The sequence below is a fragment of the Campylobacter concisus genome, from assembly GCF_002912425.1.
Taxonomy (GTDB): Bacteria; Campylobacterota; Campylobacteria; order Campylobacterales; family Campylobacteraceae; genus Campylobacter_A; species Campylobacter_A concisus_AH.
Window position 1 is genome coordinate 1 of sequence record NZ_POYR01000010.1, and the last position, 15,052, is coordinate 15,052.

General features: G+C 33.9%; 18 protein-coding genes and 1 pseudogene. 4 read left to right on the top strand and 15 right to left on the bottom strand.

The genetic code is table 11. From position 1 onward, the window contains the following. Positions 1 to 268 precede the first annotated feature (268 nt). Positions 269 to 403 (top strand): hypothetical protein, encoded by a 135-nt coding sequence (locus CYP84_RS10935; RefSeq protein WP_258033862.1) that lies wholly within the window; start codon positions 269 to 271, stop codon positions 401 to 403. Positions 404 to 421: 18 nt separating this feature from the next. On the opposite strand, the gene CYP84_RS00715 is transcribed toward CYP84_RS10935, so the two are convergent. The 8 genes and pseudogenes from CYP84_RS00715 to CYP84_RS00745 all read right to left on the bottom strand — a co-directional run bounded on the left by CYP84_RS00715 (position 422) and on the right by CYP84_RS00745 (position 4,833). Further along, a complete protein-coding gene (locus CYP84_RS00715; RefSeq protein ID WP_009295461.1) occupies positions 422 to 595 on the bottom strand; it encodes a transposon-encoded TnpW family protein in 174 nt (57 codons plus the stop codon). 61 nt (positions 596 to 656) lie between these two features. Continuing rightward, complete coding sequence (locus CYP84_RS11150; RefSeq protein WP_141089173.1) at positions 657 to 953, bottom strand: ATP-binding protein; 297 nt, start codon at positions 951 to 953, stop codon at positions 657 to 659. Next, the gene (locus CYP84_RS11155) at positions 954 to 1,313 is read right to left on the bottom strand and encodes an ATP-binding protein (RefSeq protein ID WP_009295463.1); all 360 of its coding nucleotides are present in this window, start codon (positions 1,311 to 1,313) and stop codon (positions 954 to 956) included. After that, positions 1,267 to 1,491, bottom strand: a complete 225-nt coding sequence (locus tag CYP84_RS11160) for a hypothetical protein (RefSeq protein WP_009295464.1) — start codon at positions 1,489 to 1,491, stop codon at positions 1,267 to 1,269. The genes CYP84_RS11155 and CYP84_RS11160 overlap by 47 nt, the downstream gene beginning before the upstream one ends. 201 nt (positions 1,492 to 1,692) lie before the next feature. Then, complete coding sequence (locus CYP84_RS10860; RefSeq protein ID WP_009295465.1) at positions 1,693 to 2,037, bottom strand: hypothetical protein; 345 nt, start codon at positions 2,035 to 2,037, stop codon at positions 1,693 to 1,695. 757 nt (positions 2,038 to 2,794) lie between these two features. Further along, positions 2,795 to 2,989, bottom strand: a pseudogene (locus CYP84_RS00730) (DUF3847 domain-containing protein); the annotation flags it as partial. 495 nt (positions 2,990 to 3,484) lie between these two features. Then, entirely contained in the window at positions 3,485 to 3,838 is a 354-nt protein-coding gene (locus tag CYP84_RS00740) for a cupin domain-containing protein (RefSeq protein WP_009295467.1), read from the bottom strand. Between the two features lie 77 nt (positions 3,839 to 3,915). Beyond that, a complete protein-coding gene (locus tag CYP84_RS00745; protein WP_009495139.1) occupies positions 3,916 to 4,833 on the bottom strand; it encodes a type II restriction endonuclease in 918 nt (305 codons plus the stop codon). A 102-nt stretch (positions 4,834 to 4,935) separates the two neighbouring features. Here CYP84_RS00745 and dcm point away from each other — a divergent pair, with 102 nt between their 5' ends. Then, entirely contained in the window at positions 4,936 to 6,117 is a 1,182-nt protein-coding gene (gene dcm, locus CYP84_RS00750) for a DNA (cytosine-5-)-methyltransferase (RefSeq protein WP_009495138.1), read from the top strand. 2 nt (positions 6,118 to 6,119) lie between these two features. Here the strand turns inward: dcm and CYP84_RS11165 are convergent, their stop codons facing one another. Together CYP84_RS11165 and CYP84_RS11170 are read right to left on the bottom strand one after the other, a co-directional pair. Continuing rightward, a complete protein-coding gene (locus CYP84_RS11165) occupies positions 6,120 to 6,776 on the bottom strand; it encodes a DUF4368 domain-containing protein (RefSeq protein ID WP_009495137.1) in 657 nt (218 codons plus the stop codon). 6 nt (positions 6,777 to 6,782) lie between these two features. Beyond that, positions 6,783 to 7,955, bottom strand: coding sequence for a recombinase family protein (locus CYP84_RS11170; protein ID WP_430393502.1), 1,173 nt, complete (start codon positions 7,953 to 7,955; stop codon positions 6,783 to 6,785). A gap of 207 nt (positions 7,956 to 8,162) precedes the next feature. On the opposite strand from CYP84_RS11170, the gene CYP84_RS00760 reads away from it, so the two are divergent. Together CYP84_RS00760 and CYP84_RS10955 are read left to right on the top strand one after the other, a co-directional pair. Further along, positions 8,163 to 9,026 carry a Cj0814 family flagellar-dependent secreted protein gene (locus tag CYP84_RS00760; protein ID WP_103636348.1) on the top strand — a complete coding sequence of 288 codons (864 nt, stop codon included), beginning with the start codon at positions 8,163 to 8,165 and terminating at the stop codon, positions 9,024 to 9,026. 245 nt (positions 9,027 to 9,271) lie between these two features. Continuing rightward, positions 9,272 to 9,847, top strand: coding sequence for a hypothetical protein (locus CYP84_RS10955; protein WP_234410735.1), 576 nt, complete (start codon positions 9,272 to 9,274; stop codon positions 9,845 to 9,847). 61 nt (positions 9,848 to 9,908) lie between these two features. Here CYP84_RS10955 and CYP84_RS00770 read toward each other — a convergent pair whose 3' ends face one another. From CYP84_RS00770 to CYP84_RS00785, 5 genes are all read right to left on the bottom strand, one after another. After that, a complete protein-coding gene (locus tag CYP84_RS00770; protein ID WP_103636349.1) occupies positions 9,909 to 10,697 on the bottom strand; it encodes a cell surface protein in 789 nt (262 codons plus the stop codon). Between the two features lie 12 nt (positions 10,698 to 10,709). Then, complete coding sequence (locus CYP84_RS00775; protein ID WP_103636350.1) at positions 10,710 to 11,891, bottom strand: Cj0814 family flagellar-dependent secreted protein; 1,182 nt, start codon at positions 11,889 to 11,891, stop codon at positions 10,710 to 10,712. A 91-nt stretch (positions 11,892 to 11,982) separates the two neighbouring features. Next, positions 11,983 to 13,011 (bottom strand): hypothetical protein, encoded by a 1,029-nt coding sequence (locus CYP84_RS10960; RefSeq protein WP_258033863.1) that lies wholly within the window; start codon positions 13,009 to 13,011, stop codon positions 11,983 to 11,985. 71 nt (positions 13,012 to 13,082) lie between these two features. Then, the gene (locus CYP84_RS10965) at positions 13,083 to 13,736 is read right to left on the bottom strand and encodes a hypothetical protein (protein ID WP_258033864.1); all 654 of its coding nucleotides are present in this window, start codon (positions 13,734 to 13,736) and stop codon (positions 13,083 to 13,085) included. A gap of 105 nt (positions 13,737 to 13,841) precedes the next feature. Then, the gene (locus tag CYP84_RS00785) at positions 13,842 to 14,993 is read right to left on the bottom strand and encodes a Cj0814 family flagellar-dependent secreted protein (RefSeq protein WP_103636351.1); all 1,152 of its coding nucleotides are present in this window, start codon (positions 14,991 to 14,993) and stop codon (positions 13,842 to 13,844) included. Positions 14,994 to 15,052 lie beyond the last annotated feature (59 nt).

Sequence of the window (15,052 nt, forward strand, 5' to 3'; positions counted from 1 at the left end):
TAGTAAAAGTAAATTTTTTGTATTTTTGTGGTTGGTATATTTGTCACTTGTTTATTTCGACTGATAAATTTGGATAGTCAATTATTTTATGGTTACTTTAATTAAAACTTAAAAAACAAGAAGCTAAAAAAGTAATTTTGCATCTTTTATTGATTTTTGATATTAGGCTTTGAAATAATAAATTTAACCCATAGATAGATTGATTTTTTATTTTTGTGGGTTGGAATACGTTTTGCTTGGTATCAAACAAGAAGCTAGGAGGCAAACCATGAATGATATTAGCATCTTAGGCACAAATGTAAATTCATACACTAAGCAACAGCACAAACAAGGCAGGTCTGCAAATTTTAGTGATATTTTTAACCAAAAGACCAAAGAAAAGATTAGCGAGCCAAACCTGTAACAACTTGTCAAGGACTTTCTAATCATTTTTATCATTTTTTTGATGTTTTTCACTCTCAATTTCTCTAAGCATTATGCGTTTCAATTTGTCTTGCATTGTTTCAGTAGTATTTTTATTAAAATGTACAACAACTTCATAGGTAGTTTTTCCAATCTTCTTTATTGTTTTTGTTTCTGTATTATTTTTTTGCATATCATCATTCCTTTTCTTGCAATTAAAAAGCGATTAGAATTTTTTACTTTTCCAATCGCTCTCATTCATCTATTAAGTTTTGTGCTTTCTTCAGCTTTTCTTTGCTCTGTATTTTTCTTCTATCAAGTCCCGTTATCCTAAGAGGTAAACACATCTCGATTATCCTTGAATAAATCCTGCCAAGCATTATATCTTCCTGTTCTTTTTCTATATCTTTGAAATTAAGGTTAGTAGTTATAATGGTTGGTCTTTCCTTTAGGTATCTTGCATTGATTACATTGTAAATTTGCTCTAAGGCATATTCTGTATTTCTCTCTATTCCAAAATCATCAAGAATTAGTAGGGTAGGGCTTGTTATCTATTCGATATATTCGTTTCTATCAAGATTAAAGCCGCCTTTTTGTAAGTCGTTTAATATCTGTGCAAAGTTCCTCATTTTTACTGTATGGCTATATTCTGTAATTATAGCGTTGGCAATAGCACAAGCTACATAGGTCTTGCCACTTCCTACATTTCCGTAAAGTAACAGTCCAACATTATCTTTTCTCATTTCTTCAAAATGTTTTACATAGTTCTTTGCTTTTTTGATGATTTCCTTATCTGTATCTTCATCGGCATTTTTAAAGGTGTAGGCTATTTGATTTTTGGATATAAAGCAGCTTTGTCTCAACCTATCTTGTTTTAACAGTTTTTTCTTGTTCAGCTCTATCTCTATCACATTTACAAGCCGTTCTGATAATCATAGGCTTATCCAACATCGGAATTACCTTACCGTCTATTCTTTCATTACAAATCTTGCAATAGATATGTCCGTCTTCTTCATAGTGAGTATCTTTGTTGTAGATAAAATCTGTCCCTTGAATTTTTGTAGTAATCATATTTTCTTTATCATTCATAATTTTAGTCTCCTTTTCTACATCAGGCTCTATAATGCGTTTTTAAGGCTTATTTTTATCTTAACCATAGTCTGACACCTCTTTTATGATTAAACCCTTAAAAACACCTTTTATAGGCTGTCGCTGTCTTCATAGTTGGTTGAATAGGTTCTATGGCTTTTATTTTGATTATTTTTCTGTGATAGCTTTTCTTTATCCTGTTCATACCAATTCATACCAATTAAGGATTGTTACATAGTGGTCTTTGTAGTCTGTGCCTTTACTTTTGATATATCTTAATAGCTTTTCAGTCATTGTATCTGTATGACCTTTCAGCCTATCTTTTAGATTTTGGTATTTTTCATCGGTTAAATGAATATTTTGATACTCTCCATAAAGGGACACTGGGGCAACCTGTTCTATTCTCCTCTTATCTAATCTACCCTTAACTATACTATGCGGACAAACGGTTGACACTTGGTTGTCATTTGGTATACCAAGATTTTCAACCTTGATATATGCTCCATTTTCCGTTTGCGTTATACTTTGCTTTTCTTCAAGATACATCGTTTCTTTTCGTCTGTCATTTCTGATGTAGTTATTTATCTTCCAATAGGTAATGACTATAACCCCTCTTTAAAAGACAATTACAAAACCTTTTGTAATTAGAATTTTTAAGTCATCATCATCTGCCCTCATAGATAGATGAAAATACAGGCATTGGCTACTTAATGGCATATCCAAAAATAAGTCGCTATCCACTATCTTTATTGAAAACATCCTTTTATCTGCCATTTTTCTCTCCTATCTTTTGTTATGAAAATGTAGCAACAAATCGTTACTCCTTTTATCTTTTAAGGAAGTCGTGTTTCACTACCCCCTTTGATTAGTACTGTCTTTGATTTAGGTACACTCCCATTTTGGGAATGTGGCATTTGTCATCTTCTTATTTTTCTTTTGTTGTTTTAGATGTCGGTCTTAAAAATACTTTTGCTTTTCTATAAACTGAATGAGCGTTTTGAAACGGTACAATAGAAAAAGCCGACTTTTGTTGTTTCAGTATGTCGGCTTAATGTAAGCTATCTGTTTCAAATTTTTATTGTCAAGGGTGAGCGATAGTGAATGTGCTTTACCCTTGATGATAAAAAAGCGAATGAATTATATTCAGTTGTCTTTTGCCTTTAATACGGAAAAATGCTTCGGCTTTTTTCTTTGCTCCCCGCAAGGGTAAAAGCACCGCAGGTCGCAAGGACACCTAAAGGGTGTATAATTGCGCCCTTAGAAAATCTAAGGGAATTACAATTATACTATGTCCTTGCGTTTCTTAGTCTTTTTGAAATGCTCTTTGCAAAATAGCCTTTATTTCTTCATTACTTTTCTCGCTTGCTCCCTCAATTAAACTTTCTAAGATTGCTCCTCGCTCTATCAATCTATGGTTTCGCTTTTTTCTTTCTTCAAGGCTCGTTTGCTTTCTGATTTTCTTTTCCTGCTTTTTAAGCTGAGATAGTTTCTTTTCATATTTTTTTTTTTCTTACTTGCTTTCAATCTTTTCTTTTACTTTTTCTAATTCTGTTTTTATTGTCCATAAATTTCATCTCCTTTCAAGTTTTTTTCATAAGAAAAGACGATAGATGTTTTACTTTCTATCGTCTTGAATCTGTATTATTCAGCTCGACAAACTGAAATTTGACTTACTTCTTGTATTTCTCAACGATTATGCCTGCTACAATACCTACAATAAATCCCGCCGTAGTAACAGCCGAAAACTTAAACTTACCCCAAAGAGAAGGAAGCGCAGAAATCGCAAGTGCATACCAAAACAGATTACTACTGAGCAACCAACCATATAAATAACTATGCTCACCAGTTGAAATATTAGTAAATAGCCAACCAATCAAGTTGCTCTCACCAATATATCACCAGATATACAGCTATGTATCCCAATGTTATATAAACATTTTTCTTTCTCAAGTATAATCACAATCCTTTGTCAAACGGGAATTTTATTTTCCTGTCACTCGTTTATAGGATCATAGTCGGAAGGGACAGGTGCTACTATACTTACAAAGATGATATCCTCATCTCCAGTATTTTTTGCTCCGTGGCAGGAGTCTTTCTTCGATACTATGACATGGCCTTTCTTGAATGGAACCTCTTCATTAGGCTGGGGGTAGAATATTCCCTCTCCCTGAAGGACGATCCATATATCGTCGGAATTGTGGTGATAGTGCTTTTGCAATGTCTGACCGGGTTTGATAACCCAGACCGATCCGCCTGTAGATTCTGTCTGATAAAACGGTGTTCTGACAGCCTTTTCCGGATCCTCTTTTTTTACAAGGTCCATGCAATAGATTCTCTGTTCGCTCATGATTATTTGCTCCTTTGTATTCCATAGTTTAATCGAAAAAATGCGATTTAATGATATACCGACAAATTCTAATTTGTCTACTTCTTTATGTTTTTTAATCTCTCATCATAATATTCTTCTACAAATTTATGATTTTGGTGTTTTTCAATTTGCTTAGTGATAAGCTCTATCATTTGCTCATTTTGTTCTACTGTGTAGTTGAAATTTTTCCAATGAGAAACATTGTCTAAACATATTTCAACCAACTTTTCAAAGGTTAATACCCTTTCATTATCGGAATAATATGTTTCTTTTATATTTTTTGTTGTTGTAACTTGTATATTAGCCTCATATAGAGTGTTCAATACATCAGAGCTAATAGAAGTATCAAGAGTTGCTAAAAACATTTCTCTTGCACCTGTTCTTCCCATTTCTTCAGGTACTTCTTGCCATCTTTCTCTTAATGTGGTTTTTGCACTAATTAAGACAGTATTTCTCTTATTTACAATGTATTCTAAAACACCCGGAGAAACTAAATCTACCAATTTACCAAGACCTTTATTGACAAACTCTTGTTTACCTATATTACCTTGACTGTCAAGTGGAATCCCTGCACCAATCAAAATGAGTTCTATAATACTTTCAAATTCTTTACCTGCTCTACTCCTCCTACTTTGAGTATTTGACAAAGTCAAAGCATATATATGTTCCGGAAATTCTTCCACAAACCAAGTAATTGCCTCTATTGGTGTAAGAGTTTTGATATACTCATCATCAACTAACTCTTTTAGCATTTTTGAAGTAAAGTCTTTTTCTAATGGCTGAAATTCACTCCAACAGCTATTTCTAAGTTTTTCAACAACTTCACTTGCATTACTTAAAAAGAATTCTTTAGGGACTTTGTCGTATCCTAATGTAATAAAATTATCATAAACTAAGTCATAAGGCTGTTTAAAGCCTTCTTTCCTTTTTTCTTTAACTAAGTTTTTATATTCATCAAGAGAAATATTTGCCATAACTCTTTTCCTTTCTTGAAAAATTTTCTTCTATATGGTACAATAGTGTCAAATAGAGGACAGTTAGTCCTTGAAATAACATATATAAAAAGGAGAATATATATGAATATTATACCACAAATCATAGATAATTCCCCTGCTATTTTAATAAAAAATAAGCGTATCAGATTACAAATGACTCAAAAAGAATTAGCTGATGCTGTTGGTATGTCCAAATTCGGAGATAGGACAATTCGCAGATGGGAAAATGGAGAAAGTCAGCCATCGTCCATTGAGCTGAAACATATTTTATCATTTCCTGAAAAAGTACCTTTCCCCAATAATGAAAATGCCCCCTATAAAATCATTGATTTATTTGCCGGAATTGGTGGTACAAGGCTTGGATTTTACCAAACAGGTAAAACAAATGTCGTATTCAGTAGTGAAATTGATAAATTTGCAGTAAAAACATATAAGGCAAATTTTGGTGAAACTCCTTTTGGAGATATTACAAAAATATCTGAAAAAGATATTCCTAATCATGATATTATTGTCGGTGGTTTTCCTTGTCAAGCATTTAGTCAAGCCGGTAAAAAGCTTGGTTTTGAAGATACTCGTGGAACATTATTTTTTGAAATTGCAAGAATTATTAAAGAGAAACGACCTAAGGCATTTCTTCTTGAAAATGTCAAAAACCTAAAATCTCACGATAAAGGTCGTACCTATAAAACAATAGAAAAAACATTAAAGGATTTAAACTACGATGTTCATTCTATTATACTTAAAGCAAAAGACTTCGGTGTTCCACAAAATAGAGAGCGTATTTACATTGTTGGATTTGATAAGGATAAAATAGATAACTATAAAGATTTTTCTTTTCCAATTCCTCCCTGCCCAGATGTTTCTGTGGGAAATATTTTAGAGCAAAATGTTGATACTAAATACACCATTTCAAATGCACTTTGGCAAGGTCATCAACGACGAAAGAAAGAACATAAAATAAAGGGAAATGGATTTGGTTACACATTGTTCAATGAAAACAGTCCTTATACAAATACATTATCTGCAAGATATTATAAAGACGGGAGTGAAATACTTATTGAGCAAAAAGGAAAAAATCCACGAAAACTAACACCTCGTGAAGCTGCAAGACTTCAAGGCTTCCCCGAAAACTATATCATTCCTGTAAGTGATACTCAAAGTTACAAACAGTTTGGTAATTCTGTTGCCGTTACTGTTATCCATGCAATTGCAAATAACATAATTGATATACTTGATACCTGTACTAAAAAAGAGATTGACTAACTTCAATCTCTTTTTTCTAACTTATTAACTTGTATACCTGCCCTTTTCAGAACCTTTAATTTTTCTTGTTTTCTCTGTTCTCTCCTTGCCTTATACCTTTCCTCATATTCCTGTTGTTTTCCATTTACTTTACGCTTTAAGTAGTTTTGATGAAGTCTATCTTTTCTTTCCTTGATTTTTCTCTCTTCTTCCTCAATTTTTAATCTTTCTTCTTCTTCTTCTTCAGTCAATTCTTCTTTTGGTGGCTCATAGTTACCGATAAAATTAAAATATATCTCTATTTTTTGCTTTGATGTTTGACTACCTTTTCTATTCCTTTCATGAACAATAATCTTTTCTACAAACTCATTTATCATTGTAGTTGTAAGTTCATCAAAATTTTCATATCGGCTTATTAGAGATATAAACTTTTTCGCCTTATCTGTTTCTTTTTCATATCTTGATATTGCAAACTCTAAGTCTTTAATTTCTTTGCTTAAAGCTATTTGCTCTGTTTCATATTGACTGTTAAGTATCTCATATCTATTACTTGGTATTTTTTCAAGTATCATATCTTCGTAAATACGGCACATCAATCGTTCAAGTTCCTGAAGCCTGTTTTTACTTTCCATTAATCTTATTTTTTTCTTTTCTATCTCTACTTTTTCCTTTTCTTCCATTTCATTTTAAATGGAACGGATAAAGGCTTCGTGATCTTCATCAAGATATTTTTTAATGTCTTTTAAGGTTTCCTGTATAAGGTTTAAGACTGCTTCCGCTTTTATCCTGTGAGTAGATGGACAAAGCGTTCCACAGGGTACTTTCGTGTAAGCACTGCAAGTGTAATAGGGAATATTTTTGTAATTACTTGTTCTATGAACATACATTTTACTGCCACAATCTGCATAATACATAAGCCCAGTTAAAGGGTGATATTCTCCCCAACCATCGGGATACCTTTTTACATTTCCTCTTATCCTTTGCACATTATCAAAGGTTTCTTGGTCTATAATTGCCTCGTGGGTATTTTCAAATATCAGCCAGTTTTCTTCAGATACATATTTGCTTTTCTTATCCTTGAAATGCTTTCTTGTTTTGAAGTTTACAGTATGACCTAAATATTCCTGTTTCTTTAAGATACTTACAATTGTAGAACTGCACCAGCGATAAGGATGTTCAAACACTTTGCTTTGATGTAGTCCATATCCTAATTTTTGCTGATGGTAAGCAGGTATATCTACTTTTTCACTTTCCAATATCTTTGCTATTCGATACGGACCATTGCCTTGCATGGTCAGATTGAATATTCTCCTTACTATCTCCGCTGCTTTTTCATCTACAATCCACTTATCTTTGTCTTTTTCATCTTTGATATATCCATAAGGTGGAGAGCTTGCCGTATGCTTTCCGCTTTCCCCCTTTGACCTGAATGTAGATTGTATTTTTCTTGAAGTATCTCTTGTATACCATTCATTCATAATATTTCTAAAAGGGGTAAAATCATCTTCTCTATAAAAGCTATCTACATTATCATTGATAGCAATGAGCCTAACTCCCTTTTGTCTTAAGATTTCCATACATTGACCGACTTTAAGATAGTCTCTGCCAAGTCTACTCATATCTTTTACTATTATATTACCTTGATTAACTCCGTTCATCATTGCCATAAAGCCCAGTCTATCAAACTGTGTTCCGCTTATTCCATCATCTGTAAAATGTATAATGTTGCTTAAATTATTTTTACCTGCATATTCTTCAAGGATTTTCTTTTGATTTACAATAGAATTGCTTTCTCCTTGAAGTTCATCATCACGACTTAATCTCTCATAGAGTGCTGTTATCTTTTCATAATTCCTCATTTTTACCCCCTTTCTCTTAGTTTCTTAAATAAAAAAGAATTAAGAAGTACATATTTCACTAATATAGTGATTAAGTGTTCTCCTTAATTCTATTACTCCAAGAACCAGCTAAATTTACTTATACCACTTTCTTCACAAAACAGCCTCATCTCTTTAAATTTTAATGATCTTCAAGCTTATGGCTACACAGTAGATAAAGCTAGCTTTATGGGAGCTGATTTTAACAAAGCTGCAGGCTTACCGCAAGATTTTAAAATTCACAAAAGCACGCTTGATGAGCTTAGTAGATTTGCCGAGCGCAACCATGTGCTAAACCGCATCAGGAGCAAAGACGAGCAGATAAAGATCTTTGATAACATCGATATGGCTGACACCATAAAGCACTACTACAGACTATTTGATCAAATGACGTCTGCTTTAGGTGATGATAAAAAGAGCTACACCCTTGCAGATATAGGCAAACTACCAAAAGGCTACAGCACAAAAGGCACTCACTATGATGCCAAAGGACATTTGCTAAAAGATCTATCAAACTCTACTATCTCAAACATCTACTCTAGCAGCGATGAGCTAAATAGCGCTAAGTCTCTTAGCAAAGAGCTTTCAAGTGCAGGCGTTAGGCTCATAGTAAAAGAGGTTGATTTTACGATGAGCGAAGCAGGCGATGAGTTTAGCTTTAACCCTGATATGTCGGTATATCAAGCAGATGAAGGTTACAGCAAAGAGGCTCTTTTCATGGGATTTTTGCGTAGCTCTAGACCGCTACCAAGTGATAGTGCAAAGACTAAGCTAAGTAGCGTTGCCTTAAATGATATCTCAAGCACTGGAGAGCATAAAGAGTACTTTGTGGATTTTGAAAAAGTGGGTAAGGATAGTGAGAGCATAAAAGCGCTCATAAAAGAAAGACTTAAAGAGCTAACGCTTTTAATGTATGCAAGATCAAAGAACATTAGTGCAGAAAGTGTTACTTCAAACGAATATGAGAAATTTAAACCAACTAGCGAGGATATAAATTCTCTAGCAAATTCTTGGAGTGAGAGGATAAGCTCTATCAGCAAGACTTTTGTGTAAAGATATGCTATATATAAACTAAATTGTTAAAAGGTCGATTTAGTTATTGATTATACTCTAGCCCATAAAAGCATTAAGCCTAAGTAGGTTGAATTTACATTCTTTAGCTGAATGTGTGTTAGCGTATAAAACAGCATTGCTGGATAGGTGGTAGCAAGATGCTCTAATGCAAATTAATACCATAAAAAAGAATTAAAACCTATGAAAGAGATGCTGGAATATCTAAACAAAGCGAGACCTTAACAATGCTTAATAATATAACCTATTCACCAAATCTAAATAACAATTCACTATTTGAAGGAAAAGAATTCGCAAGTAGAGTTAATTATAAGAAAGTGATGGGCAATAGCACAAACTTTACTGGAGCTTTTAAATCCAACAATGATAATAAACAAACCATTTGGGGCAAAAAATCAGATAATGATCTAGAAGGACAAAAGATACGTCAAACTTTAGAAAGATTTGGCGTATCTTTTAGTAATGAGGGTCGCGAGCTCCTTGAATCGTCTAATATAAGTGTAGATGAATTTATTGAGAAATATTCTAAAGTTATAAATAGGAGTATGCCGCAAGAGGTTGGTGACTATGGACTAATAGATCAAAAAAGCGATCATGAAGAACAAGACAATCAAACTGACACGCAAAAACAAGAAACCTTTAAGCCTATGCAAGTAACTAAAAAATTTAAAACTTATGATATGCAAGCCGATGAAAAATTTAAAGAATTTTACAAATTTATAAAAACCGAATTCGATAATGGCGAAAGTATATTTGAAATTTTAGAAAAAGTCGCAAATAAAAAAGTGGATAAAACCGTATAGAGGGTCAAATTTAAAGCAATCACTACTTTATACAATAAATAAGATAGCTATTTTTTATCCATCAAGCCATCTTATTTAAAATTTGCTTCTTATCTATCTTTTGCATAAGCTCTAAGACGTCTATGCCTCTTTTTTCTTTGAAATTTAAAAGCTCTCTTGCATAGAGAAATTTCTGATCCTTGTTTATATCATAGGTCTCATACTTCTTCTTAACCTGCATAGGTTTGAATTTCTTCTCAGACTGCTCTTTAGTAAAATTTGCATTGTATTCTTGCTCTTCTTTGTGTAGTTTGGCTAGAAATTCTTTATGCTCTTTTGTAGTTTTTTCTACATCTTCTCTATAAAGCTTCTTAAACTCTTCTATGCTTAGATCTGCTCTAGCAAACAATCTAGCACCATCATTACTCATTATTGTATCTTCAGGAAACGAGTTCATAAAATCTTCTAGCTCAGCCTCTTCTTCTTTTGTGCCGATACCAACCATTAGCCCAGATATTGTTGGCTTGCCATCTACTGAGTTAGAAAGCAACCAGTCCATGTGAGATTGTAATACATTGATCTCAAATTCTTCTAAGTTCTCTGGATATTTTGATAATAAAGCTCGCCTTTCATCAATGGTATAGCTATACTTTTTTGAAAGCATATTGTATATCTTCTCTATGGTTTCTGTTATCCAGTTTTCACTACTTCTGTCTTCTTTGATGTATTTTTCAACATTATCAATTATTAAATTTTGCATATATGAATCAATTAAAGCCTTTTCTTGCTCCTTTGACATTTTTGCATTTTCTTTTTGGGTAGTTGTTTCTTGTATCGGTGTATTGTTAAGTCCGTTTGTGCTAGTTATCATTTTAACTCCCCCTTACGCCTTTATATCAACGTCTCTTTTTATACCAAGCATATCTACTAGGTATTTTCCAGCTGGATTTTCATTTAGCTCTTTTACTAAATTTAAAGGTGGCATGCTAAATTTTAAAAAGCTATCCATAAAGTCTTTACTCTTCTTGCCGTCTTTGTCTATCTCACCAAAGAGTAGCTTTAGCATTTTTAGATTATGCTCCATCATCTTTTTAAATGAGAGTTCGTCTTCTTCATATCCCCTACGCCTATCTTCAGGAGTGCTCACAAAGCCACTTTGTAAGTCGATATAGACAAAGTCTCTTTTAGATCTGATGTAGTCTTGCATATATTTAGGCATACCTGCTATGTCATTATCAGTAGCATTTATAAAGCCAGGTCCAAATTTCATCTCACCCATTAGATCAAACAGCTCAAATGCTCTATTAAATTCTTTACTATCTACGCTCTTATCATAGCCTTCTCTTTTGCCTTGTGCTGTTGTCTCGCCCTCTCTTACATCAAGGTTGTTGTTTATGACGGCTGCTATAAGTCCGCCTTTTGTTATAGAGCCGTCTTTATTTGTGTATTTCTCTCCGTGCGGATCCATAAAAACACCACTGCCCACACTCTCCTTGCCACCATTATTGTTGTTAAAGATATCTGTTGTTGGCTTTAGTGGCTGTCTGCCGTCTCCTCCTTTAAAGCTTGGGTTGAAAAAGAGCGTGCTTATCATAGATTTGCTGGAATCTTTGCCGTTAAAATCAGCCGCAGCCGAGCCAAATTCATGAATGGAGTTATGGATCTTGGTTACTTGCATACTTTGGCGGTTATAAGAAAAGCCTTGAGGGAAATTTCTTATCTCATCTAAGCTAAAGCTATCTTTTGAGTTTAGTGTGTCTTCGCCAACTACTTGGGAGAGAACTTTGTAGGCATTATTTACAGTTTTTAGTATATCGATGCTGTCAAAAGCCCTTTGCATATAGTCAGACTGCGTCTCTATCCTGACTAATGACTCCAGCGTGCTTGAGTGAATTTTATATCCGCTTGGTATGCCAGCTTGTTTATTAAACTCATCTGTAAAGTAGCCATCTTTATCTATCTTGTAGCCTAAAACTAGAGAGCTAGTTTGGTTGGTGGCAACTTTGGTTGATACCTTTATGTTCTGCTCTAAATTTAAGGGGTAGCTACCAAGTGCGTTTATCATCTAATATCCTTTTAGCTTCATGCTAAAGATATCGTCTTTTTTGTAAAAAGTTTTATTTTGCCAAGGGTTTTTAGTATGCATAAATTTACTCCTAAACTCTCGTATCTACCTTTTTATAAAGCCTATCTTTACTAGATAGTTCTTTAAATTTTAGGTCGTTTTCAAGGTAGGTGATGTTGTAAATTTCTTTAGCGGTGATACTTTTGCCGTTTTCAAGTCCGATCAAGAATTTACTTGTAAATTTATCAGAGAGGTTTTTAACCAGCTTTGCTCCAAGCTCTTTTAGGCTAGATATCTTCTCATCTTGCTTTATTCCTATATCTTTAAAGTCAAGTCTATTTAGCTCTACATCGTTCATAGCTTTAGCATCTAAATTTATACTTGCTCTTTTGCTATCCTTGTCATCTTTGCTGATTAGCTTGCCAGTGTCGCTATAAATTTCTTTTACCTCTAGCTCTCTTCCGCTATCAAATTTAAGCGTGATCGTGCCATTTTTGTTTAGCTTCATAGCTATTACGCTGTCTGTGTCCTTTAGAGCAGCTGCAGCCTTGCTCGTATCACTTTCAAAAGCATGCTTTACTCTTTCTAAATTTTCTAGGCTGAACTCAAGCCCAGTTGCTTTTTCAAACTCACTCTCCATAGCGATCATATAAGATGACTTTGTGGTTTTTAGCTTTGAGATGAGATCATCTGCGTCTTCTACGTCATTTTCTTTTAAATTTTTGCTTATCCACTCTACATCTTTGCTATGAGCACTAGACTCTTTTTGGTAGTCGTTATAAAATTTCATAAAGCTATCTTTTTGATAGCCTGCGTATGAAAAACTCTCGTCTTGTTTAGATCCAGCAGGTTTTATGATAGGGTTAAACTCACTAAGCTTTTTCTTGCCGTCAAAGCCAACTTTCTCATAGGCAAAGTTGTTTAAGCCACTCTCTTCGTTAAATATCTTATTATCCCTAAGATCTACCCAGCCGTCTTGGTCTGCATGGTCTTTGAAAAATTTATTAGTCTCTTCTTTGCCTATCTTTTGGTAGCGATACTCGGCTGAAAATAGAGTATAAGGGTTTGAGTTGTTTAAACTAACTCTATAATCAACCGTATTTTTGCTAGCAAAGTCCATAGCCTCGTAGCTTAAATTTCTAATATCCTTTTTGATAAAGTCGTTCAGGTTTATCTCGCTCGTAACTTCGCTTAGTTTAAAAATTTCTCATTACCGTCTTTGTCGTAGCCTCTAACTTTTAGCTTATCAAAGTATTTATCGCCAGAATTTATCACTCCATCCTTGTTGCTATCAAAGTTAAATAAAAATCCATTTGCGTCTAGCTTGCCTATGCCTAGTTTGTCATTATCGTCATAAAGATCCAAAAAGACCTCTACGTCACCTCGTGAAGTTTTTATCGTTTTTTCATAGGCGTAGTCATTTAAATTTGTAAATTTAGTATCTGCTGCCGCGATGGGCTTAATGGGAGTTTTTGAATTTATAGATGAAAAATAGGTGCTAGTTTGATCCACTTTCCTTAGTGCTGAGGCATCTTCGCCAAAGAGATACTTGTTCTCAAAGTCTTCTTTGCTCCAGTTTCTTCTCTGGATATCTCTATAAGAAAAAGCTTGATTTAGCCCAATATCTGTTTTAGAGTAGTCTGATTTCACACCACTGGTGCTGGCGCTTTGGATGATAGAGTAAGTGCTATTTGAGATAAGCTTAGTAGCGATCTCTTTAAGCTCAGACTTTAAATTTGTATTGTCTAAAGTTTGCACTCTATCTACGCCAAGAAGGACCCTTGAATAGATCATATCTTTGGGTAAATTTATATTTATGGGCTCTAAATTTGGTGATATATTCATTCTAAATCCTTTTAAAATATATATCTTATATCGGCAAATATAAAAAATGTTTAGTAGTTTATAGTCTAAAAGGGCTTAGAGCGAATGCCTACTATGTTATATTTTTTAAAGCTCTCTTGTCTTCGTCCTCTCATCAAATTCTTTTAAAACGTCCATTATCTTGCTTGCTAGTCCCTCAAGCGTTTGATCTTTTTTAAGCTCTAAATTTCTAAGCTTTAAAATCCTGGCTAGTATATCTTTTAGATCTTTCTTGCCAGATAGTATCTCATCATAATAAGCCTTTGGTATGCCTATCTCACTTCTATCTTGTTTTGTAAGTATTAATGAACTTTTATACACATTAAGAGCCTCGTCAGTTATTCTTGTTGTGCCACCTTGCAGCACAAGACCTTGCTCGTTTTTTAAAAATGCAACAAAGATTTGTTCCTTTGTATAGCCTTGTTCGTTATCATATACAGACATGTCAGGCTTAAAGTCATATCCAGCACTACTAACCCACATATAAGGGATAGTATGCTCAGTTGTCATCACTTCTGGAGAAAAGTCAAGGAAATTTCCATTGACTTCTACATTTATATCGCTTAGATCATCCCATAACCTATGTGCATCTTCTGCGTCTTGGGCTGTCCTAAAGATATGAGTTACCTTCTCATTGCTCCTATCAGTTAGCCCATCTAGCTCATCGCTAGTCATCCTACCCATTAGGTATTCAACATGCTCTATTTTTTTATCTTTTGAAAAGTAGCCCTTTGGCATCTTTGCCAGATCTTCATTTGAGTAAAACTCTTTACCCTTACTAATAACTCCAGCTGAAATTTGATCAAAAATTTTATAGTATTGCTTAATGGTATCTGCTAGATCGATATTTGCAAAGCTATCCTCTCCAAAGAGTTGGTTATCTTTCTTTGTTTCCATTGAAAAATTTATACTATTTGGGTGTTTTTGATTGTGCAGCACTATCGCATCAAGTGTGCTTTTGTGGATTTTAAAGTCCTGCGGTAAGCCTGCAGCTTTGTTAAAGTCAGCTCCCATAAATCCTTTAGCATCTACACTATATCCATAACCCTCTTGTGAAGTAAATTTGGCCTGATAAAGAGAGTCGATACTACTAGATGAAACAAAGTCATTTTTAGGGGTAGTGGTTTGGCTGATCGAATTTATATTTGGAGTGTTAGGCAAGAAATTTGCAAAGCCTTCGTTTTTTGTCTGTTTTTGGTAGTGCTGTTTTGTTAAGATGGAGTTATAAGAGACTTTCATAGCTTACTCCTTGAATTTAGCTTCAAAGAGTAAGCAAAAGTTGTGCCGAAAAATTTAAG

Excerpts from the sequence above, each read along its gene's own strand:
- CYP84_RS10935 (WP_258033862.1), top strand. The coding sequence starts at position 269 with ATGAATGATATTAGCATCTTAGGCACAAATGTAAATTCATACACTAAG.
- CYP84_RS00715 (WP_009295461.1), bottom strand. The coding sequence starts at position 595 with ATGCAAAAAAATAATACAGAAACAAAAACAATAAAGAAGATTGGAAAA.
- CYP84_RS11160 (WP_009295464.1), bottom strand. The coding sequence starts at position 1,491 with ATGAATGATAAAGAAAATATGATTACTACAAAAATTCAAGGGACAGAT.
- CYP84_RS10860 (WP_009295465.1), bottom strand. The coding sequence starts at position 2,037 with ATGTATCTTGAAGAAAAGCAAAGTATAACGCAAACGGAAAATGGAGCA.
- CYP84_RS00740 (WP_009295467.1), bottom strand. The coding sequence starts at position 3,838 with ATGAGCGAACAGAGAATCTATTGCATGGACCTTGTAAAAAAAGAGGAT.
- CYP84_RS00745 (WP_009495139.1), bottom strand. The coding sequence starts at position 4,833 with ATGGCAAATATTTCTCTTGATGAATATAAAAACTTAGTTAAAGAAAAA.
- dcm (WP_009495138.1), top strand. The coding sequence starts at position 4,936 with ATGAATATTATACCACAAATCATAGATAATTCCCCTGCTATTTTAATA.
- CYP84_RS11165 (WP_009495137.1), bottom strand. The coding sequence starts at position 6,776 with ATGGAAGAAAAGGAAAAAGTAGAGATAGAAAAGAAAAAAATAAGATTA.
- CYP84_RS11170 (WP_430393502.1), bottom strand. The coding sequence starts at position 7,955 with ATGAGGAATTATGAAAAGATAACAGCACTCTATGAGAGATTAAGTCGT.
- CYP84_RS00760 (WP_103636348.1), top strand. The coding sequence starts at position 8,163 with ATGGGAGCTGATTTTAACAAAGCTGCAGGCTTACCGCAAGATTTTAAA.
- CYP84_RS10955 (WP_234410735.1), top strand. The coding sequence starts at position 9,272 with ATGCTTAATAATATAACCTATTCACCAAATCTAAATAACAATTCACTA.
- CYP84_RS00770 (WP_103636349.1), bottom strand. The coding sequence starts at position 10,697 with ATGATAACTAGCACAAACGGACTTAACAATACACCGATACAAGAAACA.
- CYP84_RS00775 (WP_103636350.1), bottom strand. The coding sequence starts at position 11,891 with ATGATAAACGCACTTGGTAGCTACCCCTTAAATTTAGAGCAGAACATA.
- CYP84_RS10960 (WP_258033863.1), bottom strand. The coding sequence starts at position 13,011 with ATGGACTTTGCTAGCAAAAATACGGTTGATTATAGAGTTAGTTTAAAC.
- CYP84_RS10965 (WP_258033864.1), bottom strand. The coding sequence starts at position 13,736 with ATGAATATATCACCAAATTTAGAGCCCATAAATATAAATTTACCCAAA.
- CYP84_RS00785 (WP_103636351.1), bottom strand. The coding sequence starts at position 14,993 with ATGAAAGTCTCTTATAACTCCATCTTAACAAAACAGCACTACCAAAAA.